The organism is Peristeroidobacter soli (genome assembly GCF_004138485.1).
Taxonomy (GTDB): domain Bacteria; phylum Pseudomonadota; class Gammaproteobacteria; order Steroidobacterales; family Steroidobacteraceae; genus Steroidobacter; species Steroidobacter soli.
Genome location: NZ_RYEV01000005.1, coordinates 960,818 through 986,913, shown reverse-complemented (window position 1 = coordinate 986,913; position 26,096 = coordinate 960,818). Strand labels below are relative to the sequence as shown.

At 63.1% G+C, this 26,096-nt stretch carries 18 protein-coding genes; 10 read left to right on the top strand and 8 right to left on the bottom strand.

Annotation, left to right across the window (positions count from 1 at the left end; translation table 11 throughout):
- Nucleotides 1-27: 27 nt before the first annotated feature.
- Nucleotides 28-1,149 (bottom strand): helix-turn-helix domain-containing protein, encoded by a 1,122-nt coding sequence (locus EKO19_RS25600; protein ID WP_157995437.1) that lies wholly within the window; start codon nt 1,147-1,149, stop codon nt 28-30.
- Nucleotides 1,150-1,465: 316 nt separating this feature from the next.
- Here EKO19_RS25600 and EKO19_RS25595 point away from each other — a divergent pair, with 316 nt between their 5' ends.
- From EKO19_RS25595 to EKO19_RS25585, 3 genes are read left to right on the top strand one after another with little or no spacing between them, the layout of a single operon-like run.
- On the top strand, nt 1,466-2,407 hold the full coding sequence (locus EKO19_RS25595) for a 2-dehydro-3-deoxygalactonokinase (protein ID WP_129779867.1): 942 nt from the start codon (nt 1,466-1,468) through the stop codon (nt 2,405-2,407).
- Between the two features lie 5 nt (nt 2,408-2,412).
- Nucleotides 2,413-3,042 (top strand): 2-dehydro-3-deoxy-6-phosphogalactonate aldolase, encoded by a 630-nt coding sequence (locus tag EKO19_RS25590; protein ID WP_217705576.1) that lies wholly within the window; start codon nt 2,413-2,415, stop codon nt 3,040-3,042.
- 49 nt (nt 3,043-3,091) lie between these two features.
- Entirely contained in the window at nt 3,092-3,892 is an 801-nt protein-coding gene (locus EKO19_RS25585) for a FadR/GntR family transcriptional regulator (RefSeq protein WP_129779865.1), read from the top strand.
- A gap of 67 nt (nt 3,893-3,959) precedes the next feature.
- On the opposite strand, the gene EKO19_RS25580 is transcribed toward EKO19_RS25585, so the two are convergent.
- Complete coding sequence (locus EKO19_RS25580; protein WP_157995436.1) at nt 3,960-6,320, bottom strand: DNA polymerase II; 2,361 nt, start codon at nt 6,318-6,320, stop codon at nt 3,960-3,962.
- 122 nt (nt 6,321-6,442) lie between these two features.
- Here EKO19_RS25580 and EKO19_RS25575 point away from each other — a divergent pair, with 122 nt between their 5' ends.
- The 3 genes from EKO19_RS25575 (at nt 6,443) to glgX (ending at nt 10,031) form a co-directional block, all read left to right on the top strand.
- Entirely contained in the window at nt 6,443-7,372 is a 930-nt protein-coding gene (locus tag EKO19_RS25575; protein WP_129779861.1) for a bifunctional helix-turn-helix transcriptional regulator/GNAT family N-acetyltransferase, read from the top strand.
- A 43-nt stretch (nt 7,373-7,415) separates the two neighbouring features.
- Nucleotides 7,416-7,778 carry a DUF3175 domain-containing protein gene (locus EKO19_RS25570; protein WP_129779859.1) on the top strand — a complete coding sequence of 121 codons (363 nt, stop codon included), beginning with the start codon at nt 7,416-7,418 and terminating at the stop codon, nt 7,776-7,778.
- Between the two features lie 63 nt (nt 7,779-7,841).
- On the top strand, nt 7,842-10,031 hold the full coding sequence (gene glgX, locus EKO19_RS25565) for a glycogen debranching protein GlgX (RefSeq protein WP_129779857.1): 2,190 nt from the start codon (nt 7,842-7,844) through the stop codon (nt 10,029-10,031).
- A 7-nt stretch (nt 10,032-10,038) separates the two neighbouring features.
- Here the strand turns inward: glgX and EKO19_RS25560 are convergent, their stop codons facing one another.
- On the bottom strand, nt 10,039-11,301 hold the full coding sequence (locus EKO19_RS25560; protein WP_217705575.1) for a GAF domain-containing sensor histidine kinase: 1,263 nt from the start codon (nt 11,299-11,301) through the stop codon (nt 10,039-10,041).
- Nucleotides 11,302-11,395: 94 nt separating this feature from the next.
- On the opposite strand from EKO19_RS25560, the gene EKO19_RS25555 reads away from it, so the two are divergent.
- Entirely contained in the window at nt 11,396-11,749 is a 354-nt protein-coding gene (locus EKO19_RS25555) for a RidA family protein (protein WP_129779855.1), read from the top strand.
- Between the two features lie 22 nt (nt 11,750-11,771).
- On the opposite strand, the gene EKO19_RS25550 is transcribed toward EKO19_RS25555, so the two are convergent.
- Nucleotides 11,772-12,857, bottom strand: a complete 1,086-nt coding sequence (locus EKO19_RS25550) for a serine hydrolase domain-containing protein (protein WP_157995435.1) — start codon at nt 12,855-12,857, stop codon at nt 11,772-11,774.
- Nucleotides 12,858-12,965: 108 nt separating this feature from the next.
- Between EKO19_RS25550 and EKO19_RS25545 the strand changes: the two genes are divergently transcribed.
- From EKO19_RS25545 to EKO19_RS25535, 3 genes are read left to right on the top strand one after another with little or no spacing between them, the layout of a single operon-like run.
- The gene (locus EKO19_RS25545; RefSeq protein ID WP_129779851.1) at nt 12,966-14,627 is read left to right on the top strand and encodes an MFS transporter; all 1,662 of its coding nucleotides are present in this window, start codon (nt 12,966-12,968) and stop codon (nt 14,625-14,627) included.
- Between the two features lie 31 nt (nt 14,628-14,658).
- Nucleotides 14,659-15,792 carry an HlyD family secretion protein gene (locus tag EKO19_RS25540; protein ID WP_129779849.1) on the top strand — a complete coding sequence of 378 codons (1,134 nt, stop codon included), beginning with the start codon at nt 14,659-14,661 and terminating at the stop codon, nt 15,790-15,792.
- A complete protein-coding gene (locus tag EKO19_RS25535) occupies nt 15,789-17,174 on the top strand; it encodes an efflux transporter outer membrane subunit (RefSeq protein ID WP_129779847.1) in 1,386 nt (461 codons plus the stop codon). Before EKO19_RS25540 ends, EKO19_RS25535 begins: the two co-directional genes overlap by 4 nt.
- A 100-nt stretch (nt 17,175-17,274) precedes the next feature.
- On the opposite strand, the gene EKO19_RS25530 is transcribed toward EKO19_RS25535, so the two are convergent.
- The 4 genes from EKO19_RS25530 to EKO19_RS25515 all read right to left on the bottom strand — a co-directional run bounded on the left by EKO19_RS25530 (nt 17,275) and on the right by EKO19_RS25515 (nt 26,096).
- Nucleotides 17,275-19,845 (bottom strand): S9 family peptidase, encoded by a 2,571-nt coding sequence (locus EKO19_RS25530; protein ID WP_129779844.1) that lies wholly within the window; start codon nt 19,843-19,845, stop codon nt 17,275-17,277.
- A 23-nt stretch (nt 19,846-19,868) separates the two neighbouring features.
- Entirely contained in the window at nt 19,869-22,016 is a 2,148-nt protein-coding gene (locus EKO19_RS25525) for a S9 family peptidase (protein ID WP_129779842.1), read from the bottom strand.
- Nucleotides 22,017-22,026: 10 nt separating this feature from the next.
- Complete coding sequence (locus tag EKO19_RS25520) at nt 22,027-24,960, bottom strand: TonB-dependent receptor (protein ID WP_129779840.1); 2,934 nt, start codon at nt 24,958-24,960, stop codon at nt 22,027-22,029.
- A 131-nt stretch (nt 24,961-25,091) separates the two neighbouring features.
- Nucleotides 25,092-26,096 (bottom strand): FecR family protein, encoded by a 1,005-nt coding sequence (locus EKO19_RS25515; protein ID WP_175597189.1) that lies wholly within the window; start codon nt 26,094-26,096, stop codon nt 25,092-25,094.

Here is a 26,096-nt window from a genome sequence, read left to right as displayed (position 1 = left end):
CGGCTGGAACACCGCCGCGAGGAAGGGTCAGATCTGAGGTGTCTCGGCGACTCGGGTCGTCAACGCCGACTGCTCGCTCAACCGACGCATGCGAGCCGGTGACACACCGAAGGCGGCCTTGAAGGCGCGCGTGAAGCTGGCGGGATGTTCGTAGCCCGCCTCCAGACCGATATCGATCATCGACAGCGTCGAGCTGCGCACCAGATTCAAGGCGCGCTCCATACGCACCTTGTCGCGAATGCGACCAACGGTGTCGCCGTACACGACGCGGAATCCCAGCTGCAAGCGTTGCCGAGTCATCCCGACGGCGGTCGCAAGCTCGGCGATGCTGAATGGCTCATCGAGGCTGCGACGAATGTACGCCATGGCCTTCTCGAGCTTGGCGTAGTCCGCCGCCGAGAAAGCAACGTCGCTCAACTCTTCGAGCGAGTCGTGCGCCATCGTGAACAGCACGTGACAGATCAGCTCGAGGGCCTTGCCATGCAGATACGCACGCTGCAGACCGCCTTTGAACGGACGCTCCAGCATCTGCTGAACCGTCAACGACGCGGCGTTCGACAGCGGAATGTTCCGATGCGGCAAGCGCATGCCGCTCTCGATGAAATCGCGCAGCGCCGGCGGCAGGTCCTGACCCTGCATTCGGGTCGCGTTGAAGAAGGCGTGACGGTCGATGAAGATGCTCACCCACTTCAGCGGGCGGCCGGATTCGTAGACGGTCTCGAACTCCTCGCCGGTCTGCATGCCGTAGATCGTGCAGTAACCGTTGCTGAGCTCGCCATGGACGCCGCAAGGCGCGGTGATCGGGCTGCTGCCTTCGATGACCGCGGAGATAACCAGGTGATCGCCCAGGCTGTGCAGCTTGGCGATCTTGCGACAGGCGACGAACTCGACCAGCGCGACCGACAGACCCTCGCCGACCAGATAGAAGTCCCAGCCGCCGCGCGCCACGTCGGCGTCGTAGTCGTGCCGGAAGCCGGAGCCGTCGGGGAGCGGATGACGCCAGCCATCGCCAGTGCGTACCCCCTCCGGCGACTGCTGTGCCTTGAGGGTAGCCAGGAGGTCCTCCATCGCCGTGATGCGCGAGGTACGGGCCTCGAAAGGCGACTGGGCCTCCGAACTCGGGGCGGCCGGAGCGGTAACATGAGCCATGTAAGACTCTCTATCATAGACGCCCAGCTCGGTCGAGATCGTCATTTTCATGCGCGCCGGCGTCCGCTTCACCGAGATCTCCCCAACCTCAAGTCAGGGCTGACAATCCTCCCCCGGCCGGCCCGCCGCTTGACCGGAAAGGCACGGCACTTTGCCGATCGGGCCGCGAGAACTTCAAGGTGAGGTCGACCAGGTAGCGCCGGCCGTACTCGTCATAACGCCCGATGCGATCGGCCCCCTGCCAATCCGTCGTTTTCAGGTCGGGCTTTACATGGAGAATATTAATCATATAAAAGGCCCACATGGAATCCCGCGCATGACCGATTCACCCACCCATATCGCCGGCGACTGGGGGACGACCCACTTGCGGCTGCATTTGTGCCGGGGCGGCACCGTCCTCGACAAAGTCGACGGCGCCGGCATCGGCTCGCTGACCCTCAGCGCCGAAGCGACCTTGTTCAGCGCCCTCGAAGGCTGGGCACGCCAGCACGGGGCGCTGCCCGTCTGGCTGGCGGGAATGGTCGGTTCACGTAACGGCTGGCGCGAAGTGCCGTATGCCTCGTGCCCCGCCGGCACCGCCGAATTGCGACGCGCGCTGTTGCGCTTCGAGGCCCGCGGCCATTCGATCGCCATCGCTGCCGGCGTTTCCTGCACGAACCCGCATGGCGCGCCGGATGTGATGCGCGGCGAGGAAACCCAGATTCTCGGCGCCATCGCGACCCATCCCTCGCTCGGTCACGGTCGAAGCATCGTCGCGCTGCCCGGCACCCATACCAAGTGGGCCCTGGTGGAAAACGGCAAACTGGTCTCGTTTCAAACCAGCCTGTCCGGCGAGTTGTACGCCCTGTTGAGAGATCGCAGCACTTTGCTCAAGGCATCGGCGGCCGAAACCAACGAAGTCGCCGAACGCCATGGCTTCGAAGCGGGCTTGCAACGCAGTCGCGAGCTGCGCGGCGTTCCCTTGAGTCATTTGTTGTTCGAAGTGCGCGCCCGCCAGTTGATTCAAAACATGACGCACGCGGCAGCGTCGACCTATCTCTCCGGCCTCATCATCGGCCAGGATGTGCTGGGTGCGCTGCCGTTGTTCGATGGCACCCTGAGAGCGGGCAAGGCCGTGCCCATCATCGGCGCGCCCAAGCTGGCGGAATTTTATGGCATCGCCCTGGCCGCGCACGGCATCGAAACCCTGCCGCTGGACGCCACCGCGCTGACCATCGCCGGTCTCAACGCCCTCGCCCATCCAGATATTTCGGAGTAGCTCTCGTGTCGACGCCTGTTGATCTGCCGCCACTGATCGCCATCCTGCGTGGCATCCGTCCCGACGAAATCCTGGAGGTCGCTCAGGCTCTGATCGACGCCGGCATTCGTGGCATCGAAGTTCCGCTGAACTCGCCCGAGCCGCTGCTGAGCATCCGCCGGCTGACGGAGCGATTTGGCGACCAATGTCTGTGTGGTGCCGGCACCGTGCTCAAAGCCGCGCAGGTCGATGCCGTCGCCGAGGCCGGCGGCAAGTTGATCGTGACGCCGAACATCGATCGGGCCGTCATCTCCCGCAGCGTGGAGTTGGGCTTGCAGGCCGTGCCCGGATTCGCAACCGCGACCGAGGCCTTCACCGCCATCGACGCCGGTGCGACCGCGCTGAAGCTCTTCCCCGCCTCCACCTATGGCGTGCAGCACGTGAGAGCGCTGCGGGCCGTGTTGCCGGGGACTAAAGTATTCGCCGTCGGCGGCGTCGGTGCTCGCAATCTGGCCGAATGGGCCGAGGCCGGCATCGACGGCATCGGCTTCGGCACGGATATATATGCGCCGGGCCGGACCGCGACTGAAGTGGCGGCACGCGCGAGCTCGATCGTCAGCGCCTGGAATCAGGCACGAGGTTCGACCAACGCGTGATCGTGATATGTTGCTGCTCTGATCCCGGAGCCGTTACAAGCCAGGCAGCATGCGCAAACCCAGCGGACAGAACCTGACCTACGCCATCGTCGAAGAACTGGGTCATGCCGTCGTCACCCAGACTTATAACGATGCCGCGCCGTTTCCCATCGAGGCCGAGCTGTGCAAACAGTTTGACGCCAGCCGCACGGTGCTGCGCGAAGCGGTCAAGATGCTCACCGCCAAGGGCCTGCTCAGCGCCCGCCCTCGCCAGGGCACCTGGGTCGAGCCGGAGAGCCATTGGAACCTGCTCGATCCCGATGTGCTGCGCTGGTTGCTGGAACGAAAGTTCTCGCTGGAGCTGCTCGCCGAGTTCACCGAAATTCGTTATGCCATCGAGCCGATGGCGGCGTCGCTGGCGGCTCGCAATGCCACCCCTGAAGGCATCGCGCGCATCCGTCGCGCCGTGGAGCGAATGAAAGTCGCGGCGCTCGGCGAAGACGATCCGCTCGAATCCGACATCGCCTTTCACGTCGCCGTGCTGCATGCCACGGGCAATCGCTTCTACGCGCAGCTCGAAGATGTCATCAACGCAGCGCTGCGTATTTCCATCCGACTCACCAACTCAGTGAAGGGCGTGCCGCAGGCCGACGTCGGAATTCACAAGAAAGTGCTCGATGCGATCGAGGCTGGCGACGCAGCCAAAGCGCGCAGCACGATGGAAGGCATCATCAGCGAAGTGCTGGATCTGATCAGCACGGCGCGACGGAAGAACAAGGCCGCGCCGGCGGCGGCGGCATCGTCTCGTGCGACCGCGACACGCGCTACCGCCAACGGCCGCAATAGCCCGGCGCGCCGCCGAACGCAATGATCGCCCAGCCAATGCGTAGCTCCGCCAGACTCAGCGACCGCCGAGGAGCGCGTCGATTCCGCTGGGCTCACCGATCCCCGAGTAGCGCGTAGAGGTCCATCTGTCGGCTGTCGCCGATGACCTGCTCGAAATCGAGCCCCAAGGTCCCGAGCACCGGCTCCGCGACCGGCTTGATCTGCTTGATCACATAGTGCTCGCGATCGAGCGCATGCTGGATGTTGTCGATGGGCTCCGGACCCGCGGTCGTGATCACATAGCTGATCAAGCGACCTAACGGCTGAGTCGATTTACGAGCGGCGACGACGTGCGGCGGCGTGGTCGCGGTGTACTCCTCGGTGTCTTTGCGAAGATTCTTCTTGTAGACCAGCTGATCGTCGAGCTTGCCATCGCGCACCCGACCGACGATGTCGGCCAGATACACGTCGACCGGCTGATCCGTAAACAAACGATGATAGAGCTCACGCTGCACTTGTTTGGCGAGCGCGGTCCAGTCGCGTCGCACCACCTCCATGCCGACGAACTGCACGCCGTCGATATCTGTGGCATTGAGCAAGCCCGCATATCGCTTGCTCGCGCCACGAGTGCTGCCGCGGGCTCTGGGCAGAAATAGTCGCAAATAGAGCTTCTCGAACTTCAGCTCCATCTTGCTGCTGACGCGCCATTCCTTCGCGATGTATTCCGCGATCTCGCGATTCAACCTGGCCGCAAGCTCTTTACCGGTGGCGCGCGCCTCGTCGGCATCGGGCATGCCGGAGCGAACGAACAAGCTGTCGGTGTCGCCGTAGAGCACGGTGTAGCCCGCGCTTTCGAACCACTGTTTGGACCACAGCAGAATCTCGCGCCCCGTACCGGTGATGGAGTTGGCGAGCGCCGGATTATAGAAGCGGCAGGCAGGCGTACCGAGCACGCCATAACAGGAGTTCATCAAGATCTTGATGGCGTGCGAAGCCACTTCGTCGCCGTTCTTCTTCGCGACATCACGTCGGGGAAACAACTCATCGAGCACGCGCGGCAGGATGGCCGGCTCCCTGCGGAACGCGCCACCCGGCGTCTCGATCAAGTCCTCCTCCGGCTGCGGCCGCGCGACGTAGGACAACGGGTCGATGTTGAACGTGCGAATGATGCTGGGATACAGGCTCTTGAAGTCGAACACCCAGACATTCCGGTGCAACCCGGTCAGCGGCTCGAGCACGTGGCCGCCCTGCTGAGCCTCATACACGCGTGAGTCGCTGGAGCGAACGGTGGGCGCGACGATGCCGAGCTTTTCCAGCTCCGACAGATACAGGAAGTCGAACGACGCGATGCTGGCCGCGACTCGATCCGGCGTCATGCCGGTCAGCTGACTGCGCGCCACGGCGAGATGAATCACATTCAACTTGCCGACGATCTCAAACACCAGCCGCGCGTCGGTGCGCGCATACAAGGCGAACGCGGGCAGATCGTTACGATAGTTGTGAATGATCTCGGCCAGACGGTCGCGCACATCGCCCGATACGGCCTTGCCCTCGCCGAGCACTTCGCGCGCGACCGCATCGAGCGAATAGTCGTCCATGCGCACGAACGCGCCGCGAAGCAGGTCGATGCCGTCCATGACGAGGCGCCCGGGGATGCTGGCCTGGCCGCTGCCGAAATACCCCTCGGCCTTACGGATGCGGATCGCACCGGTATCGCGGCCGAGGTTGAACGGATGCCGCAGCCGCTGCGCCATCTTCTGGAGCGCGGTCAAATCGAAGTCGACGATGTTCCAGCCGGTGATCACATCGGGATCGAGCCGCTGCACCCGTTCGCAGAACGCGGTGAGCGCGGAGTATTCGTCGACGCAACGCGTGGCCTGCTCCGGCATCGGTCGATCGCTGCCATCGACGATCAGCACTTCGTCGATCTGGTTCGAGTACATCGAGATCGCGAGCAGCCGCTCGCCCTTGCCATCGGTTTCGATATCGAACGACAACACGCGCGGTTCGATGCGAACGTCGGCGGGCCGCAGTTCGGGGTTGTCGAACACCCAGGTGATACCCTCGCCCGGCGTGGCCTCACCCTCGATCTCGCAGCCGCCCTTGATGCCGCGCTCGATCAGATAACGAATCGCAAACCGGACATCGGCTTCGTAGGTATCGATGCCCGCATCGTGCATGCGATCGCGCAGACCCGGCACGTCGGTCGGCGTCTCCATATCGAAACGCGACACCGGCTCGCCGTTGAAGGTGCGCTTCTCCAGAGGCACGGGCCGCTGGGACGTCAGTGCACTGGCACGCTCGACATCGGCGGTCTTGATGTAGAAGTGCGGTCGCTGCCGGTTGTCGCGGACCAGAAAGGTGCCGCCGTCTTCCAGACGACCATAAACGTGAATGACAGGAACGCGCGTTCCAGCGGCGCCGGAGACCACGCGATAACTGGCCTGAAGAATGAAGCCACGGAGCTTTGTCACCCGCGAATTGTGCGCCAAACGGGCCGCGGTCGCGAGCCGGAAAACCTGCCAGCAGCTGGCAGGCACTGATACTTGACATCGTCAAGTAATTGCGCGAACGTCTGGCGCAGGGAGAAACCGCCATGAACGCCGCGTCCGAGACCATCATCGCCGATATCCGTCAGTTCAACCGCTTCTACACCCGGACCATCGGCGTGCTCGGCAACAATCTGCTGGGCGGCGACTATTCCCTGGCCGAGATGCGGGTGCTCTACGAAGTTGCCAACAGCGAGGCCCTGACGGCGGCCGATCTGGTGCGAACGCTCGGCATGGACTTCGGCTATATCAGCCGCATCCTCGCTCAGTTCGAAAAACGCGGCTGGCTGAAGCGCGAGCGCTCCGAGAACGACTCCCGCAAATCTCACCTGTTACTCACGGCGAAAGGCCGCAAAGCCTTCGCCGCGGTCAATCAGCAAGCCCGCGACGAGGTCGCGAAGCTGCTCGAACCCCTGCCCTGGCATCAACAGGTCCAACTGCAAGCGCATCTACGTCAAGTGCAAACACTCCTCAGCGCGCGCCCGACGACGCCGACCGTCCGGTTGCGAACCCATCGAGCCGGCGACATGGGCTGGATCATTCAGCGCCACGGCGCGCTGTATGCCCGGGAATATCATTTCAACAGCGAATTCGAAGCGCTGGTCGCGGAGATCTGCGCGAAGTTTCTGCGCGAGTTCGACGCCGCCACCGAGCGCTGCTGGATCGCCGAACTGGGCGATGAGCCCGTCGGCACGGTCATGGTGGTGCGCGGACCGGAAGGCATGGCGAAGCTGCGCCTGCTGCTGGTCGAAGACACCGCTCGCGGTCATGGCGTCGGCCGCATGCTCGTGCACGAGTGCGTCAGCTTCGCGCGCGAGGCAGGTTACAAGGGTGTGACACTCTGGACCCAAAGCAACCTGCTCGCGGCGCGCAAACTCTACGCGGCGGCGGACTTCAAGCTCGACAAGAGCGAGCCTCACACCAGCTTCGGTCAATCGTTGATCGGCGAGACCTGGACGCTGCAGTTCGAGGAATGAGTCCGCGGCGGGAACGTTGGCGTGGCTGGATCATTGCGTCCCCATGGCCACCGCCCGCAAGAAACGCTGGTCGCAGCGAGTCACCGACACCAGCGATGCACTGACGCTGGAAGCAGGCGTGTTCACCCGCGCCAGCGCTCGCGGCATCGCGCTGTCCTTGAAGCGATCGGCCGATCGCAGTCATAAACGCAAGTCCTCGCCGTATCGATCGGCCATGTCCATGCTGACCTTCTACGGCAATCGTGCCGGTAAAACACTACCGGCCGCCAGCAAGCGCAAGCTCGAAGGCGCCAAGGAGGAGTTGCGCAAGCTGTACGGCAGGACTCCTAAGAAGAAGACCGCGAAGAAAAAGACGGCCCGAAAGAAAACCACCGGGCAGCGCGCCGCCAGGAAAGCCCGCGCTTAGGGAACGTTCCTACCCGCTGAGCGTTGCTCTGCGGTCGTTCCCCAGCTCGAATCGGGTGTCACTTTGAGCCGAAGCTTCGCCTCCCAGTTGCGTGAGGGCCTGCCTTATCCCAGAGGTGCATTCTGGGACGGGCAAGGCACCAACTTCGCCCTGTTCTCCGCCCATGCCACCAAGGTCGAGCTGTGCCTGTTCGACGCGGACGGCCAGAAGGAGCTCGAGCGCATCGAGCTGCCGGAGTACACCGACGAAGTCTGGCACGGCTATCTGGTCGATGTCGGTCCCGGCACGGTCTATGGCTATCGGGTGCACGGCCCGTATGAACCCGAGGCGGGCCACCGCTTCAACCCCAACAAACTGCTGATCGATCCGTACGCACGCGAGTTCGTGGGTGAATTGCGCTGGGATCACGCCCTGTTCGGCTACACCATCGGTGCCGAAGGCGACGACCTGACGTTCGATGAGCGGGACAGCGCCCCCTTCATCCCCAAGTGCGTGGTGGCGGACTCGACCTTCGATTGGAAACAATCGGTGAGCCCGCTGGTGCCCTGGGATCGCACCATCATTTATGAAACTCACGTGCGCGGCTATACCAAGCAGCACCCGCTCGTGCCAGAGGAGCTGCGCGGCACGTTCGCGGGGCTCGCCGTTCCCGAAGTCATCAAGTACATCAAGTCACTTGGCGTGACCACGGTCGAGCTGCTGCCGATCCACGCTTTCGTGAACGACAGCCTGTTGCTCGACAAGGGGCTGACCAACTATTGGGGCTACAACTCGATCGGCTTCTTCGCGGCCGACCCGCGCTACCTGATCGACCCCAGGCGCGGCGTACAGGAATTCAAGGAGATGGTGGCGCGCTTTCACGACGCGGGCCTCGAAGTCATTCTGGACGTCGTCTACAACCACACCGCCGAAGGCAACGAGCGCGGTCCGACGCTGTGCTTCAAGGGCGTGGACAACGCCTCGTACTACCGGCTGATGCCCGAACAGAAGCGTTACTACATCAACGACACCGGCACCGGCAACACGCTGAACCTGAGTCACCCGCGAGTGATCCAGATGGTCACCGACAGCCTGCGCTTCTGGGTGAACGAGATGCACGTCGATGGCTTCCGGTTCGATCTCGGCACCATCCTCGCGCGCGAGCCCAATGGCTTCGACAATCAGAGCGGCTTCTTGAAAGCCTGCTCACAGGATCCGGTGTTGAGCCGCGTGAAGCTGATCGCCGAGCCGTGGGATTGCGGCCCCGGCGGCTATCAGGTGGGCGGGTTTCCGCCGGGCTGGGCCGAATGGAACGATCAGTATCGCGACACCGTGCGCGATTTCTGGCGCGGCGAAGCGTCCGCCGGAAAAGTGTCGCCGCGTTTGTATGGCTCCGCGGATATCTTCAACAAGTACGGTCGCCGGCCGTACGCCAGCGTCAATTTCATCACGGCCCACGATGGCTTCACGCTCAACGACCTGGTGAGCTACAACGAGCGTCACAACGAACTGAACCAGGAGGACAACAAGGACGGTCACGAGCACAACCGTTCCTGGAACTGCGGCGCCGAGGGGCCGACTGACGACGAAGGCATCAACACGCTGCGTGCCCGGCAGATGCGCAACTTCCTGGCGACCCTGCTGTTGTCGCAAGGCACGCCGATGCTGCTCGCCGGCGATGAATTCGGTCGCACGCAGAATGGCAACAACAACGCCTACTGTCAGGACAACGACATCAGCTGGGTGGACTGGTCGCTGGCTGAAAAGAACGAGACGCTGGTGCGGTTCGTGCTGCAGATGACCGCACTGCGCATGAAGTTCCCCATCCTTCGCCGCAACCGTTTCCTGTCCGGGCAGGAAGACCCGCGCCTGGGTCTGAAAGAGATCACCTGGATCAACGCGAGCGGCAAGGAGATGGAGGACGAGCAATGGACCGATGACCGTATGCTGTGCTTCGGCATGTTGCTCGACGGTCGCGCGCAGGCGACCGGTCTGCGGCAACGAGCGCACGACGCCGCGCTGTTGATCGTGCTCAATGCCTTTCACGATCTGGTGGAGTTCACGCTGCCCGGAGATTCGCCCGATGCGCGCTGGACGTTGCTGATCGATACCAATCTTCCCGACCTGCCGACCGGTCGCAAAGCCATCTTCACGACCGGCGAAGCCTACGGCGTGACGGGCCGGTCGCTGCTGGTGTTCAGCCTCGAAGCCCATAGCGAGAATGCGATCGATCGTGCCGTGAAGCCCGGCAAGAAATCAGCGCAGAAACCGTAACACCGCCTCAGCCGGCGCGCTGTTGCACGACGCGCTCTTGCCCGACGCCGCACATCTGCATGCGGAACGTAAAGCGCGTTTCGTCCTTCGAGGATGTGGCCGTCAGCGTGCCGCCGTGCGCTCTGGCAATCTCGCTCGCGATATACAAACCCAGCCCGAGCCCATGTTGCTGGGATTGGGAGGCCATCCTGACGAACGGATGAAACAACTTGTCGAGCACGGCCGCCGGAATGGGCTCGCCGGTGTTGCTCACATCGATGAGCAGTTGACCGCCTTCGCTGCCGACGGAGATTCTCACCGGCGCCCCGGGCGCGCCATGAATCAGCGCATTCGATACCAGGTTCGTCACCAGTTGTCCGAGCCGGGCGCGATCGCAATCCACGAAGCCGATCTGCCCGAGCGACAGATCGATCATCCGATCCGGCCAGGCGGTCTGCAGCTCGTCGATGACGTGTAGCAAGGTCGGCTCGAGCGGCTCCTTCGCGTTTCGTTCGAGCACCAGTCCGCCGCCCAGCCGACCGCGGGCGAAGTCGAGCACGTTGTCGATCAAGCCTGTCATGCGCCGGACACAGCCCTGCATCAACGCGAGCACATCGTGCGCCTGATCGTTGAGTTCCTGCTTCATCAACACGCGGCTGCCCGCCGAGATCGCCGCCAGCGGATTGCGCAGGTCGTGGCCGAGCACTGCGATGAACTGCTCGCGCAGGTCCGAGCTCTGGCGCGCATCCATCAACAGCGCCGCGTTGGCATCGATCCTCTTCTGTGCATCGAGGTGAAAGCCCACCAGATCGGCGAACAGCTTGAACATGCTGAAGGTCTCGTCGCTGCTGACCTTGGCCGGCAGCGTATCCAGGGCACACAACGTGCCGAAGAACGTGCCATCGGGCAACACGATGGGCAGCGAGATGTAGCTTTGAAAACCGTACCTGGCGGGCACGGGATGCGAACAGAACCGCTCATCTTCGGCGACGTGGTCGATGACCACCGCGTGACCGCGTTGGCGGATGTCGTTGCAGATCGTGGTCTCGATCGGCAGCTCGCTGCCACGCGTCAGCCCGAGCCCGAGTTCGTCGCGCACCTGGCAGGCAATCCACCGATCCTCAGTGACCCGCGCCACCGCCGCGAAGCGCAACTTGGTTACGCGGCAGATCACGTTGAGAATGGCGGTGATCGCGTCGATCCGGCCCGCCATGGCCACGTCCGCCAGTAAATCTTCTGCCGATGGCGCATGCATGGCCGCGTCATAGCACGGATCGCCGCCGCAAGTCATGGGAAATATTTCCAGGGCCGCATTGCCGCGGCAGGCGCGGATGGCGAAACTACGCGCCCCTCGTGACTCCCGAGGCAACTCGAAGGTAAGACAAATGAGTGAGATCAAGCGTTACGAAGTCGGTCCGCGGATGAGCAGCATGGTGATCCACAACGGCACCATCTACTTGTCCGGCTATGTGGCCGAAAACGCGCCCGGCCAGTCCGTGGCCGCGCAGACCCAGGACATTCTCCAGCAGATCGAGGAATCCCTCGCCGAAGTCGGCAGCGACAAGACACGTCTGCTGGAAGCGACGATCTGGCTGGCCGACATCAGCACGTTCGCCGAAATGAACTCGGTGTGGGACAAGTGGGTCAGCCCGGGCAACACGCCGACGCGTGCGACCGTGGAAGCCAGGCTCGCTTCGCCCAAGTACGCGGTGGAGATCCGCGTCCTCGCGGCTCAGTAAGCGCTGTCTCGAATGGCAGCGCTCATTCGTGAGCGCTGCCGAACAGCGCGTCGAGCATTCGGGCTCGCAGTTCGCCTGTGCCGTTTTGAGTGTTGGTCAGGATGACCAGGGTCAGTTTGCGTTCGGGCAGATAGACCAGATTCGATTCGAAGCCGTCGATGCCCCCGTTGTGACTGATCAACGGATGGCCCTGCTCCGGTTTCAGCCACAATCCCAGCCCGTAGTACACATCGTTCTTGCCCGGGACCTGGGCCACGGTCGTCATCTCTTTATATGAAGCGGCATTGAGTACCCGACCGCCATGCAGTGCCTCGGTCCACTTGATCAGGTCCGACGCCGTCGTCCGAAGCGCGCCCGCGCCTCCCGGCACGCTCATATCTGAATAGACCGCATTGACGTAGGTGCCCGGCTTCGCACGATCCCGCTCGTAGCCCGTCGCCCGGTGCGGCACGACGTCCTGGTTCCTATCGATCGCGGTCTGAGACAAGCCCAGCGGTTGAAACAATCGTTCCCTCGCAAAGTCGCGCAACGTTTGACCGCTCACCTTTTCGATGATGGCGCCGATCAGGAAATAATTGGAATTGCTGTAGTCCCAGTTCGTGCCCGGGTCGAAGTCATACCCCAGGCTGCCCAGATGCTTCACCATGTCAGGCACCGAGATGCCGGCGCGCACGATCGTCGCCTCGGTCCGGCCGGGATAACTGTGCACGCCGGAGGTGTGATTCAGCAGCTGACGGATACTCACTTCAGCCGCGCGCGGGAACTCCGGGAAATATTTCGAGAGCTTGTCATCCAGCGTCAGTTTCTTCTGCTCGGCGAGCAGCAGGATGCAGGCGGAGGCGAATTGTTTGGTGATGGAACCGACCCGGAAGACGGTATCGACCGTGGTCGCGGCCTGCCATTCCAGATTCGCGACCCCATAAGCATGCACGACCGGCGCCTTGCCCACCTCGCCCACGGCGACGACCAGCCCGGCCGTCTGACCCTTGCTGACCGCGTCCTTGGCGAGCGTATCGAGAGCCGCTTCCTCGGCCGGCTTCAGCGCAGCCCCAGCCGGTGCGACCACGCCCAACCACGCGACCAGCAACCACGCCGCCCGCTTCACCATGACTCGACACTCCCCACGCAACTCGTTTACGCCCGATGATACCCACAAGAGGGAATCCCCCGGTAGTTCACTACTGCAGCCCGCCAAACGACCCCGTACGATGTCCCCATGACCGACGAGGCGGGCGAATACCAATTCAAGCCGCATGAACGGCCCATGATGCCGGGCTCGCCCGCATCTCCCGACCATCCCACCGGGCGCCGCGTCGGCTACTTCCTGATCGGACTGCTGATCGGCATCACTGGCGCCATGGGCAATGCCCTGGTCTCGGCGAATCTCCAGAACATCCAGGGCGCGCTCGGTCTCTATAGCGACCAGGCTGCGTGGATGACCACGGTCTACACCATGACCAACGTCTCCACGAGCCTGCTGCTGGTGAAGTTTCGCCAGCAGTTCGGTCTCGTGCCCTTCGCGCGAATCTTCCTTGCCGCCTATATCTTCCTGACCGCTGCGCACGTCTTCGTTCATGAGTACGCGACATCGCTCATCGTGCGCGGAGCCAGCGGCATCGCCGCCAGTGCGCTGTCCACGCTAGGCCTGCTGTATATGATTCAATCGATGCCGGCCGCGCATCGACTCAAGGGCATCGTGCTCGGCATCGGCGTGCCGCAACTCGCAACTCCACTCGCGCGTCTGTTCTCATCCGACTTGCTCGAGCTCGGACAATGGCGCGCGCTGTACATATTCGAGCTGGGGCTGTCGATCCTGTGTCTGGCCGCGGTCTTTCTGCTTCGCCTGCCGCCCAGTGAGCGCATGAAAGCCTTCGAGAAGCTCGACTTCGTGACGTTCGCGCTCTATGCGCCGGGCGTCGCTTTGTTGTGCGCCTTCCTCGGGCTCGGCCGGGTCCTGTGGTGGACGGAGGCACCGTGGCTCGGTTACGCCCTGTGTGGCGCGATCGTATTGATCACCGCTGCCCTGTTGATCGAGCACAATCGTGCCAATCCTTTGTTGAATACGCGATGGATGGGCAGCGGGATCATCGTTCGCTTCGCACTGGTCGCAACCACGGTACGAGTGCTGCTGTCGGAACAGACCTATGGCGCCATCGGCCTGCTGACCGCGCTCGGCGTGAACAACGATCAGCTGTTCAATCTGTTCGTCGTGATTTCCCTGGTCACCGCGCTCGGCATCGCCGCCAGCGCGCTCACGGTGAATCCGGCCAATCTGGGCCGGCCCATTTTCTATTCGGTGCTGCTGATCGCGATCGGCGCCTTCATCGACGCCCACTCGACCAATCTGATCCGTCCCCAGAACATGGTCATCAGTCAGTCGCTGATCGCCTTTGCCGCCGTGTTCTTCATGGGCCCGACACTGCTGATCGGTATCCTGCAGGCGATGGCGCGCGGGCCGAATCACATCGTCACTTTCTCCGCCATCTTCAGCATCACTCAGGCACTCGGCGGGCTGGCGGGCTCGGCCTTTCTGGGCTCCTTTCAGATCATGCGCGAGAAGTTCCATGCGCATTCCATCGTGCAATCGTTGACGCTGACGGATCCGCAAGTCGCAGCTCGCCTGCAAGCATTGGGCGGCGCGTATGGCGGCGCCGTCACCGATCCGACGCTGCGCTCGGCCCAAGGCGCGGCATTGCTGTCACAGCAAGTGACTCGCGAGGCGAACGTGCTGGCGTTCAACGATGTGTTTTTGACCATTGCCGTGCTGGCATGCCTGACCCTGATATGGATTGGCACGCGACAGCTACGCATGTACATCACAGGCGTGAACCCGATGGCCGGCGCCCTCGCAGCCATCGCGAAGAGACGCGCCCAGTAACCAGTGAGCCTATATCAATGAGTCCAGCCTCGTGAGCGCAGCCCCTCCCCCAGAAGAACCGCGGGTCACAGAGCCCATCGAAACACCGCTGCAAAAGAATGCACCGACGGGCTGGGCGCCGGCGAAGCACACGCTCGCGACGACGCTCATCGTCATCGGCGCCGCGCTCGCCGGCATATTGATCGTGCTGTATGCGTGGGAGCTACCGCCATTCTCGCGGTCGATTCAGATCACCGACAACGCCTACGTTCGCGGACAGACCACGCTGATCAGCCCACAAGTGAGCGGCTATGTCGTCGCCGTGCCCGTGCAGGATTACGAAACGATCAAAGCTCACGACGTGCTCGCGCAGATCGACGATCGCATTTACCACCAGCGCGTCGATCAGGCCCGCGCGAATCTGGCCGCAGCCACCGCCAATCGCGCCAACTCCGAACAAACGCTGCGCTCCAAACACGCGACCGCCGCCGCGCAGGCCGCCTCGTTGGAAAACGCAAAGGCACAGCTGCTGCGGGCGCAAGCTGATGCAAAGCGCGTTGAGGAACTGATCGCCGATGGCTCAGTATCGTTCAGAGAGCGCGACCAGACTACCGCAGCGCTGCGAGCGGCAGAAGCCGCCGTCGACCAATCACGCGCGGCCGGAGAGATCGCCAAGCAGGACATCGTCGCCGTCGAAGTGGGTCGCGGTGGTCTCGATGCTGCCGTCGAGTCGGCGCAAGCGGCGCTGAAGCTCGCGGAGATCGATCTGTCGAACACGACGATCCGCTCGCCTGTGGACGGACAGCTCGGCGATGTGGGCGTGCGCGTCGGCCAGTACGTCACTGCCGGCACGCAGCTGATGTACGTCGTGCCTGAGAAATTCTGGGTCACCGCCAACTTCAAGGAAGCGCAGACCGCGCACATGGCCGCGGGCCAGCCCGCGGTGTTCTATGTCGACGCATTGGCTGGCGCTCGCCTCACCGGGCGCGTCGAGCGTCTCGCTCCGGCCACAGGCTCGGAGTTCGCCGTGCTGAAATCGGACAACACCACCGGCAACTTCGTGAAGGTCGCGCAGCGAATGTCGGTGCGTATCGCTGTCGATCCTGATCAGCCGCTCGCGAAGCGGCTGCGTCCCGGCATGTCGGTGGAGGTAGAAGTCGATACGCGCGAGAGACCGCAACGATGAACCGCTGGAGCGTGCACCTGACGATCCTTGCGCTCGTCGGCGCATTGTCCGGCTGTGCGCTCTCCAGTCGTCCGCCACCACCGGGCGCCACCATTCAGCCACCCCAACAATGGCGAGTCTCGACCGGCCCGACGGTTGCGATCGAGAAGGAATGGTGGCACCGCTATGGCGATCCGGTGCTCGATGAGTTGATCGAGCGCGCGTTGGCCAATAACGCCGATGTCGCCATCGCCGCTGCTCGCGTTCGAGAAGCACAGGCCCAGGAGCGTCAAGCACGCTCACGTTTGATTCCCTCCCTGGACCTGGCTGTTGGCGGCGCGCGGGCTCGCTCATTGAGCGCCTTCGGCACGCCTTCAACAGGCTCCTCGGTCGAGCCGCAACTGCAAGCGGCATGGGAAGTGGACCTGTTCGGCCAGGTCCGCAACCTCGCCGGCGCCGCGCGTCAGCAGTACTTTGCGAGTGAGGCCGCTCATGATGCCGCCCTCCTCTCCGTCGCCTCGGCGACTGCCAGCGCATACATCACCTTGTGCGCACTCGATGCGCGATTGAAAGTCACGCGCGAGACTCTCGGCGCTCGCACCGAGGCACTGCATATCGCAGAGTCGAGAGCACGCGTCGGCTATTCCTCGCGCCTCGACCTCGCGCAAGCCCAAGCCGAATATGAATCGACAGCGCAGTCCGTTCCTCAACTGGAGCTCGCGATCGCTCAGCAGGAGAATGCACTGAGCACTCTCATCGGCGAACCGCCCGGCACGATCGAACGCGGTGTCGCATTGGCCGCGTTGAATATCCCACCCATCCCCGAGGGGCTGCCCGCGGAAGTACTGCGTCGTCGCCCTGACATCGCACAAGCCGAGTATCAACTCGCCGCCTCCGATCTGAATCTCGCCGCTTCGCGTAGGGCGTTCCTGCCTAAATTGCAACTCACGGGCGCGGCCGGCGCGGTGTTTGCGAGCGGGCTGGAAGACGATCCCATCAGTTTGTTTTCTATCGGCGCCAGCGTGCTCGCACCGCTCTTCGACGGCGGCCTCGCATCCGCTCAACGCGACGAAGCCGCGGCCTTGCGCGATCAGGCGGCATTCAACTATCGCGCAACCGTCCTCGACGCTCTCTCCGAAGTCGAGAATGGACTCATCGCGCTTCAACGACTTTCCGAGCAAGCCGAACACGTGGAAGCCCAACGTAACGCACTTGCCGAAGCACTACGTCACGCGACGAATCGTTACCGCGCGGGCTACTCCCCATTTCTCGATCAACTGGATGCGCAGCGTGGCTTGCTCTCCGCGGAGCTTGCGATGGTTCAGATTCAGGCTGATGGATTGAATGCGAGCGTGAATTTGTATCGGGCGATGGGTGGGGGGTGGCAACCCATCGCCCGATAGCCACCGCCCCCACTCCGTCAGAACTGCCCATCCCGATGACATGGCTCTCCAGGGAAGCGTGAAACTCGGCGTGCTGCCGGGATCTATGCAATGCTCGTTCTCAGCGAACGTACTCCGCGAGCCACTCGAAAATCTGTTCCCAGCTATGACGCGCGTTCGCGGGCGACTGCAGTACATGATCGTCGCCGATGTATTCCACCAGCCTCGCCCGTTTGCCGAGACGCTGCATGGCCGTGAAAAACTCCTGCGCCTGCGCGATCGGCACGCCGTCGTGATCGCCATGCAGCTGTAACAGTGGCGTCTGCACGAAGTCCACGTGCGAGATGGGGCTGTTTCGATGCGTGACGAGGCTGTTCCAAGGCAAGCCGAATTCCATGCGCGTCTCCAGCAGGTCGAAGCGACCGTAGGTCAACCCCACCTCGGTGGCCCCCGGGCCGAGATAGTCGCCCTCGAACTCCATCGCGATGGAAGAGAAATCCGTCATGCCGGCCAGCGCAATCGCCGCTTTGAATCGATTCGTCTGGGTGATCAGGCCGTAGGTAGAGAAACCGCCGTTGCTCTGGCCCATGACCGCGAGACGATCCGGATCGGCGATGCCCATCTCGACCGCCTTGTCGATGGCGGGCAGCACCCCGGTCGTGAGTCGTTTGTAGTCATGCGTCAGCCCGGGCATGCTGGGCAACAGCACGGCATAGCCGCGTGATGCCAGGGTCTGCAGGTTCAGCGGATTGAGCATTGAAATCGATGCGAGCCGCGGCGGCTGCGCAGTCTGCACCAGACTCTGATAGACCCAGGTCACCATCGGATAACGGCGCCCCGGCTGATAGCCCACCGGCAGCACCAGCCAGGCCTTCAAGGGCTCGCCGCGCAAGCTCACATAGTCGAACGAGCGCAACTCGCCTTCGGCAATGTCGTTCAGAAACAAATTTGCCTGGAACACCTGCTTTGCCGAGGCCGCACCGGCTGCCGACAGCCACACACGCGTGCCGGTACGATCGTTATCGACCAGCACGGCTGCATCGTTGGCACCGGAGAATGAGAAATAGGTGCTGCGATCGCTCGGCAGAGGAATGCGCTTGGACTCGCCCTGCCGCAGATCCAATCGATACAAGGCCGACGCCGACTCCGCGTTCTTGGCGATGGACTTGCCTACCTCGCCTTGCAGGTCGTACACCACGCGAGCGACGCGCCCCCCGCGACTTTCGTCGGCATCCGTCCAATGGATGCGCGGCGCCATGTTTGTGTCCGGATGAGAAGTGAGCCGCTTCACCGCCCCGTTTGTCGACAGCAGCCATAGATTGCCATTGCGCGCGAACAACCACGCGCGGCCGTCGAGCGCCGGATACAGACGCTCCGGAACGAAGTCCAGAGTGGCAGTGAGATTGCGCGGCGCTGCCTTGCCATCGAGCACCCACCAACCCGATTCGGCTCGAGCGGCGCCCGTTGCCGAGGGCGGGATCAGCTTTTCCGCCGCGAGCAGCAAGCGACGATTGTCGATCCAGCTCATCTGATGCCGACAAAACATGCCCCAGATCTGGCGTGCGCCCGGACGCAGCGCCGGCAATGCGATCTTTTCCAACGTATCCGTCGCGGTGTCCAGCACATAAATGCCCATCGAGTCGGTATCGACGCATTGCTTGCCGTCCGCCAGGTTCACTTGCGGGTCGTAACTGCCGATGAACGCCAGGCGGCGGCCATCGGGCGACCAGCGCAACGACGGCAGCGCGACGTTGGTCATGCGTCGAAGCGATTGGAAGACGCGGCGTCCGTTCTGATCGAAGAAGTCGAGGCCGTAGACGTTGCCGGTGTAGCGTCCGAGCGGTCGTGCAGGATCGGGCTTCGGCCGTTGCGCGATGGCCAGCGTCGCCACCAAAGTACCCTCGGGCGATGGCACAGTCGTCGAGCCCAGGTATTCGTGCATGTAGGAGTAGAGATGGGAATCCAGCAACTGCTCGCAGCGATTGCTTGCAACGTTGCAACTGACCCATCCCTGTCCTTGCGACAACTGCTCACGAGATAGAGGAATACCGCTCTCGAAGACGGCAGCGGTCGGCTGTCGCCCTTGCAGAGAAGCCTGCCATTGCGCGGTCTTGATGCGTATGAATTCACGATTGGTACGCGGCTCCGCCGTTGCCAGCGTCGCCGGAATCGATGGAAAGACGAGCTGCGACTCGGACAGCCAGTACAGCTTGTGGTCGGCTTCGCTGGCCATTGCGTCGTTGTCGATCCCGGCGAATTGCTCGCCGAGTTGTCGCGACTCGCCGGTGGCGCGATCCCAGATCCACACGTGCGCACGACCATCCGACGCACCGCGCGTCGACACCATCGCAAGCTTCTTCCCGCTCGGCGACCATGACGGGTACCAGAACGACGCGTGGTCGCGCGCTCCCTCAGTGATGTTGCGAGACGTGCCCGTCGCGCGATCGTACAGCCAGATATCGGAACGATCGTTCGAGAAGATGTAATGCTGCTCGATCTCGTCCCGCACCGGCCGCCGCACCATGAATGCCATTGCCGTGCCGTCGGCAGTGAAACGGAAGGACGTACCCAGATCCTGCAAGCGATAAATGTCATCGATGACGAACGGCTCGGGCCGCGCATCGGCGACACAAGTCATCGCGAACAGGCTCAACGAGCCGCCCAGCAGTGCACGACGGAAACTCCGCAGCATGTGTCTCACCTCGAAGAAAACGGTCAGGATCGTGGGTCGATTCGAGCGGCGGACCAGCGCCGATACTGTTCTGCCTTGACGGGCGCGGGGTCGACGCGGCCGAGCATCCAGAACTCGAACCAGTCGAGATTGCGCTGCGCGACCTCGCGCTGAATCCGCGTCAGAAACGGATTGTGGCTGGTCCGCGGATAGATGATGTATTCGGCCGGCAAGCCAAAATGTCGAGCCGCTTTCGGTGCGCTCATCAGCCCGATGCCCAGACTGGTCGCGCCGGCCTCGAACAGCACCGCGGTCGACAGCCCCCGAAACGCGAGCTCCGGGCTGTCTTCGAGATAGCGCCCGGGCGCATCGAAGAAGCTGCCACCGCTGAGCGGGTCGTGGACCTGGCGATTCAGGTCGCCACTCATCAGCGCATACATCATGACCCGATTGGTCATGCCTTCGGCGAATGAGCCGGCCAGGAATCTCAGGCCTCGCTGCTGCCCGCGTGCCAGGGCCAGCGGCCCGAGCCAGCCGCCGTGACTGTGGCCGCTGATGCCCAGAATGTCTGGATCGGCGATGCCGCGGTCGAGCAGACTTTGAATGCCGCTGAGAATGTCCTCCACCGGCTGTTTGTTGTTGGCGCCAGGCTGAGCGAACTTGCGTCCAAACGTCATGGTGCCGCGATAGTTCGGCAGGAACACGGCGATACCACGCTCGGCCAGCATTTCCAGCGGATAAGTCCACAGCGCCGCGTAGGGCCCGAACGAATCGGTCATCGCGACACCCGGACCGCCATGTACGTGAGTCAGCATCGGCCAAGGACGCTTCGACGCGGGCGGTTCCAACAACCAACCTTGCGCCACCGTGCCATCGTCGCTCGCCCACGTGACCTCGCGTGCCTCGAACGTCACGCGCCTGGAAATCTCGTCATTGAGCCGCGTGAGCTTGCGCGCCCGCCCCTGCGCGTTGCTGACATAGATCTCCTGCAGCCTGGTGAGACTCGAGTTCACGAAGGCGACCGTCTTTGCGTCCGCGCTGAACGAGAACATCGAGTTGCTGCCATCCACAGCGGCGACATACGAGGCCGGTTGCACACTGGCGCCCGATAGCTGATACAGCGAGGCGATCCCCCGATGCGTGGTCTCGTGCAGGATGCGCCGATCGCTCAAAGCAAAGAACGTCGAGTGATAGGTTTCGACGTTGTGCCAACTGGTAGGTGTCTGCGGCAGCGGCTCACGCGCACCGATGACCGTCCAGTCCGGAAACGTCTCGCCGACCCAGGGATCGGACTCCATCTCGAATGCGCGAAGCACCAGCAGGCGATGCTCACCAGGAATCCATTCGCCGCCACGGAATATCACGCCGGGCGTGGCGCCCTTTGGATCGGTTGCCTTGCCGATGATGCGAAAGTCACCCGAGGCGCGCTCGAAAACACCCAGGCTGGTGCGCGTGTATCCGCCCATCAGCGACTTCGGAAGATCGGCGGACACATACATCACCGACAGCAGCGCTCCGTCCGAGGACAGCTGAAATGCGCCGCTGAAGCCGCCCGGCTCGCCCGGCACCGGTACCCGCGATACTTGCCCGCTCGCATCCTTGATCCATAGCGTCGCCGGCGGCGGAAATTGCGCCGTGGCATGAGTGGGGTCGACGAAGTCGTAGACCGACAACGTATCGGTGTCGATCACGACCCCGGGCTCATCATTGAGCAGGCGTCGGTAGAGCGATGTCGTCGGCTCGGCGGCTTGCCTCGACATATAAGCCAGCGTCTTGCCGTCCGAGGAGAACGAATACTTCTCCACCGCCTCGTCGCTGTCCGTCAGCACCGTCGTCCTGCCGCTCGCGATATCGTATGAGCATAGCTGCGCCGCTTTCGGCTGCTTGCAAACAAACGACAGCTGACGTCGGCCAGGGATCCAGCGCAGCTTCGCCGCGCCGGACAATGCCGCGACCACTGTGGGCTCGGAATCGCCAGCCAGCGCCTGGAGATATACCGTCGCTGCCGGCGCATCGCTGGCGGCCATGACTCCATTCGCAACGGCGTAGATCAACTCCTTGCCATCCGAAGACAACGCCACGTCGGTGACCCGACGACCCGTGAAGTAGTCGTCGAGCTCGAACGCGTGCGCCGGCAAACCGAGCGCGCACGCGAGCCACACGATCCCATACCGTGCAATCGAGTCCTTCATCGCGGGCTCCTTACAGCTTGAACCCGAAGTTCAGCGAGACGAAGCGCCCGCGGATGTCGTACTGCGTGGGGTCATAGCCTTTGCTGCCGGCATTGAATGCCGACCAGCGCGGCAGCGAATTCGCCAGGTTCACCACCGACAGCTGCACGAAGGCGTTCTCGATGAAGCGATGCGCCAGGTCGAGCTCGTAGCGGGCGGCGAGATCGAACATCCAGAAATCGCCGAGCTGACGCGTCGTCGGGCCGAGGTATTGATAGTCGGTGTAGCTGCTGACGTAGCGTGCGTTGGCGTTGGCGGAATACGAACCCATCGACCAGCCCAGCGACACCGAGCCTTTGCGACGCGGCGCCCAAGCCTCGGTTTCATCCGCATGACCGAGTCGATCCCTGGCGGGCGCGCCCGGAACGAGCTCGCTGCGATACTCGAAGATCTCCGCCAGCGCCACGGCCGGCACGAAGTCGCCGGCTCGCGTCCGCCACCGATAACTCACATCGACGTCCAGGCCCTCGACATTCACCTCGCCGAAGTTCAGGAAGCTGAGGTCGATGGTCTGAATCTGGTTGGTGACCGGATCTCGAATGACCCGGCCTGGAAACAGATCGGGATAATCGACGAACGTTTGCGGCGTGGACAGCTGCGTGGCCCGGTTGCTCTGTTGCAGCTCCCAATAAGTGACCGAGGTCGTCAATCCATCGATGGCCGTCGGCGACCAGACGAAGCCCAGCGCGCGCGACTCGCCCAGTTCCGGCTGCAGATCCGGATTGCCGCCCGAAATATCGTCGAACGACACCGAAGCGCCGCCGTTCAACGGATCGATGACGCAACAATTGCCCTGATACAAACGCAGCGGTCCGTACACCTGCACCAGCCCCGGTGCCTTGAATGCTTCGGCGTACGAGGCTCGCAACAGCAGCGTGTCGAACGGACGCCATTCGAGCGCGTATTGAGGAGTCACGTTGCTGCCAAAGTCGCTGTAGTCGTCGTAGCGTGCCGCCGCCGTGAGTGCCATCACATCGCCGGCCAACGGTCGTTTGCTGCCAATCAGCGGCACACGCACTTCGGCGAAGACCGACTTCGTATCGCGGTCATATCTGAAGTTGGATTGGGCGTTACGGTCGTTCAGCCAGATCAATTCGTTGCTGGTGTATTCACCGCCGAATGCCATCTCCACCGCCCCGCCCGGCAGATCGAACAGCGAGCCTTTGACGAACGCGTTCACCACCTGCGCCTCGCCGCGGTTCTCGGTGTGATCGTCCTGATAGATCGAGCGCAACAGCGCGACCGAACCCGGATTCGAGTCGGAGAACATGTTCAGCGCCGTCGTCGGCTCGGCAGACGCCAGCGCCTGAGTCAACGCAACGCTGTCGAGATAGTTACCGGCCTGTGTGTAATTGCTCTTGTCCCGAGACTCCCAGGCCGCCGCTTCCCAATGCCAGCTCCGCCCGAACTCGCCGCGCACACCGAGCAACGGGCGGACGAACTCCGCTTCACCGTCATAAACCCGCTTGGTACCCGGCGAGACCAGCTTGTTACTGACCAGCACGTCGACGCCGAACGGATTGAAAGCGTTGGAAGCCGGCACCCGTCGATTGATCTGCGTCGGATAGTAATACCAGGTGGTTTGCTCGCTGTGCGAGTACATCAGCTCGGCGAACAGCTCGACGTTCGACGCCAGACGCAACGTACCCGAAGCGAACACGCTGGCGCGCTCCGCCGGAGGAATGACGTTGCCGTCCGCATACAGGCGACAATCGGCGCGCGTGCCGGCGGTGAAATCGGCGAGCGTCGGCTCACCGCTCACGCCCGGCGAAATTGCCGCGAACGATGAACTCAGTCCGGGCAAAGCGCCGCCGTTCGTCGACGTCACCGTGCCAGGGCTGCAACGATCGGTGCGTACGCCCAGAGCATCGTTACCCGTCACGTAGCGCTCCGAGTTGGCCAGCTCGGAACGCTCGTAGTACGAGCCGATGAGCGAGAACGAAGCACGATCCCAGCTTTGGCCGAGCGCGAAATCCAGGGATTTATCGTCGATGCCCGAACCGCCACCATAGTGGGCGTTGGCCTGCACGCCATCGAAATCCTTCTTCAGGATGATGTTCACGACGCCGGCCAATGCATCCGAGCCGTAGATCGCCGAGGAGCCCTGCGGCACGATCTCGATGCGCTCGACGGCGGCCGCGGGAATATTGTTCAGATCGAAATAGCCGCCGTAGTACGCCGTGGCACCGCCATTCTGCAACCGGCGGCCGTTGATCAACACCAACGTGGTTCCCTTCGGCAGTCCACGCAACTGGATGGTCGTCTGCCCCGCATACACGCCGGAGTTCTCCGGCGTGGAGACCGACACTTGCGGCAGAGTATTCAAGAAATCGGTGACGGTCGTCTGGCCGCTGCGCTCGATCCGCTCGCGATCGTATACCTGCACCGGTACCGCCCCTTCCACGCTGCTGCGTCCGAGGCGCGAACCGGTGACGACGATTTCTTCCTCCTCGCGGTGCGCGGCTCCACGAGTCTCGCTCGTCGCACTCTCATCGGCCTGCGCCAACCTGAATCGCCCGAAGCTTTGATTCAAGCTCGTTGCGGAGGCCGGCACCGTCGCGGGTCCGCTGCTGCCGCCGCTGCCCGCTTGCTGTTGAACGATGGTGATCGTGTTGTCGTCGAGGTAACGGAACGTGAGCCCGGTGCCTCGCAAGAGCTGCCCAAGCGCCTGCCCCACAGTGAGCTCGCCATCGAGCGCCGGCGCCTGATAGTCCGCGACCAGGCGCGGCTCGAAGAAAACATTGGTCGATGCCCGCCCGCCGACGGCGCGCAACGCGTCCGCCAGCGACTGTGCCGGCAATTTGAAAGTCCAGGTGCCATCGGCCTGAGCCGTGCATGGCGCCGAAGCCAGCAGCGCGCTGCAGATCGCAGCAGCCAGCGAACGAGATGCCAATCGCGTAATCATCGTCACCCTCCCAGCGAATGTTTTTATTTGCTTCGCTGTGCCCCTAGACACGGGCGCGGTGACAAACCTCAGCTCGGAAATGAAACTTTCTCGACAGCGTCCTCCTTGACCTCGACTCGCGGTCTCGGCGCTCACTCTTGTTTCGACGCGGCCCCGGACTTTTCATCGCCTGCCGTGGCGTGCGTACCGGTCAACACGATGCGCGTGCTGTCTTCGACAACCTCCAATCCATAGGTGAATGCGACGGCGCGTGCGAAGCTCGCTGAATCGCCGAGCCGGAAGATGCCACTCACCGGCAGGTCGGCCATCGCGGGATCGGCGACGGCTAACGGCATCACGCCGTTGTATCGGTTCATCTCCGCGATCGCATCGACGAGCCGAATGTTGTCGAAGACTGCCTGGCCGCGCTGCCACGCCACGATGCTGTCCAGGGGTGGTTTGTCCCGCTGCGGTTTGCGGTCGGCGGCAAAGATCATCCGCTCTCCGGGCTGCAACGTCGCCAAAGGCGCGCTGGCGGGCCGCTCGCGTTGCAAGTCGTCGATGGCAATCTTGCCTTCGACCAGTGTGACGGCCACGCGCTGTTCTTCCTTGCGCACGACGAACGCCGTGCCGAGCGCAGTCACGGTTCGCGTGCCCGCTTCGACGACAAAGGGCCATGCAGGCCGCTTGGCCACCTCGAACAACGCCTCGCCGGAGAGCAGAGTCACATTGCGAACGTCACGAGTCATTTTCACTTGGACGCGCGTATTGGTGTTCAAGGACAGACGGGTACCGTCCTGCAAGGTCATGACACGTTGTTCGCCGACCGCGGTCGAGATGATGGGATTGCGCTGAGAGATTGCAGCGACCATGAGAATTGCCACGACGACAGACGCCGCGGCTGCATACCACACGCGGAGACGCGACCGCGCCGCCGGCGGGACAGCTGCAGCGACATTCAGCGACAAGCGATTCGCGTTCTCCCACATGTCCGAGGCCATCGCCCACGCACGGCCATGCGAAGGCTCTTCCTCCAGCCAACGGCGAAAACCCGCATCGTCCTGGGGCGTGCGTCGCGGTCGATGCAATCGCGCGAGCCAGGCCGCCGCCTCGGCCAGCGCCTCTTCCGAGGGCTGCATTCGATCTTGCCTGTCCAT

Coding starts and splice junctions, on each gene's coding strand:
- EKO19_RS25525 (WP_129779842.1), bottom strand. CDS start 22,016: ATGAAGGACTCGATTGCACGGTATGGGATCGTGTGGCTCGCGTGCGCG.
- EKO19_RS25560 (WP_217705575.1), bottom strand. CDS start 11,301: ATGACTTGCGGCGGCGATCCGTGCTATGACGCGGCCATGCATGCGCCA.
- EKO19_RS25550 (WP_157995435.1), bottom strand. CDS start 12,857: ATGGTGAAGCGGGCGGCGTGGTTGCTGGTCGCGTGGTTGGGCGTGGTC.
- EKO19_RS25555 (WP_129779855.1), top strand. CDS start 11,396: ATGAGTGAGATCAAGCGTTACGAAGTCGGTCCGCGGATGAGCAGCATG.
- EKO19_RS25585 (WP_129779865.1), top strand. CDS start 3,092: ATGCGCAAACCCAGCGGACAGAACCTGACCTACGCCATCGTCGAAGAA.
- EKO19_RS25600 (WP_157995437.1), bottom strand. CDS start 1,149: ATGGCTCATGTTACCGCTCCGGCCGCCCCGAGTTCGGAGGCCCAGTCG.
- EKO19_RS25575 (WP_129779861.1), top strand. CDS start 6,443: ATGAACGCCGCGTCCGAGACCATCATCGCCGATATCCGTCAGTTCAAC.
- EKO19_RS25545 (WP_129779851.1), top strand. CDS start 12,966: ATGACCGACGAGGCGGGCGAATACCAATTCAAGCCGCATGAACGGCCC.
- EKO19_RS25515 (WP_175597189.1), bottom strand. CDS start 26,096: ATGGACAGGCAAGATCGAATGCAGCCCTCGGAAGAGGCGCTGGCCGAG.
- EKO19_RS25520 (WP_129779840.1), bottom strand. CDS start 24,960: ATGATTACGCGATTGGCATCTCGTTCGCTGGCTGCTGCGATCTGCAGC.
- EKO19_RS25595 (WP_129779867.1), top strand. CDS start 1,466: ATGACCGATTCACCCACCCATATCGCCGGCGACTGGGGGACGACCCAC.
- EKO19_RS25530 (WP_129779844.1), bottom strand. CDS start 19,845: ATGCTGCGGAGTTTCCGTCGTGCACTGCTGGGCGGCTCGTTGAGCCTG.
- EKO19_RS25570 (WP_129779859.1), top strand. CDS start 7,416: ATGGCCACCGCCCGCAAGAAACGCTGGTCGCAGCGAGTCACCGACACC.
- EKO19_RS25535 (WP_129779847.1), top strand. CDS start 15,789: ATGAACCGCTGGAGCGTGCACCTGACGATCCTTGCGCTCGTCGGCGCA.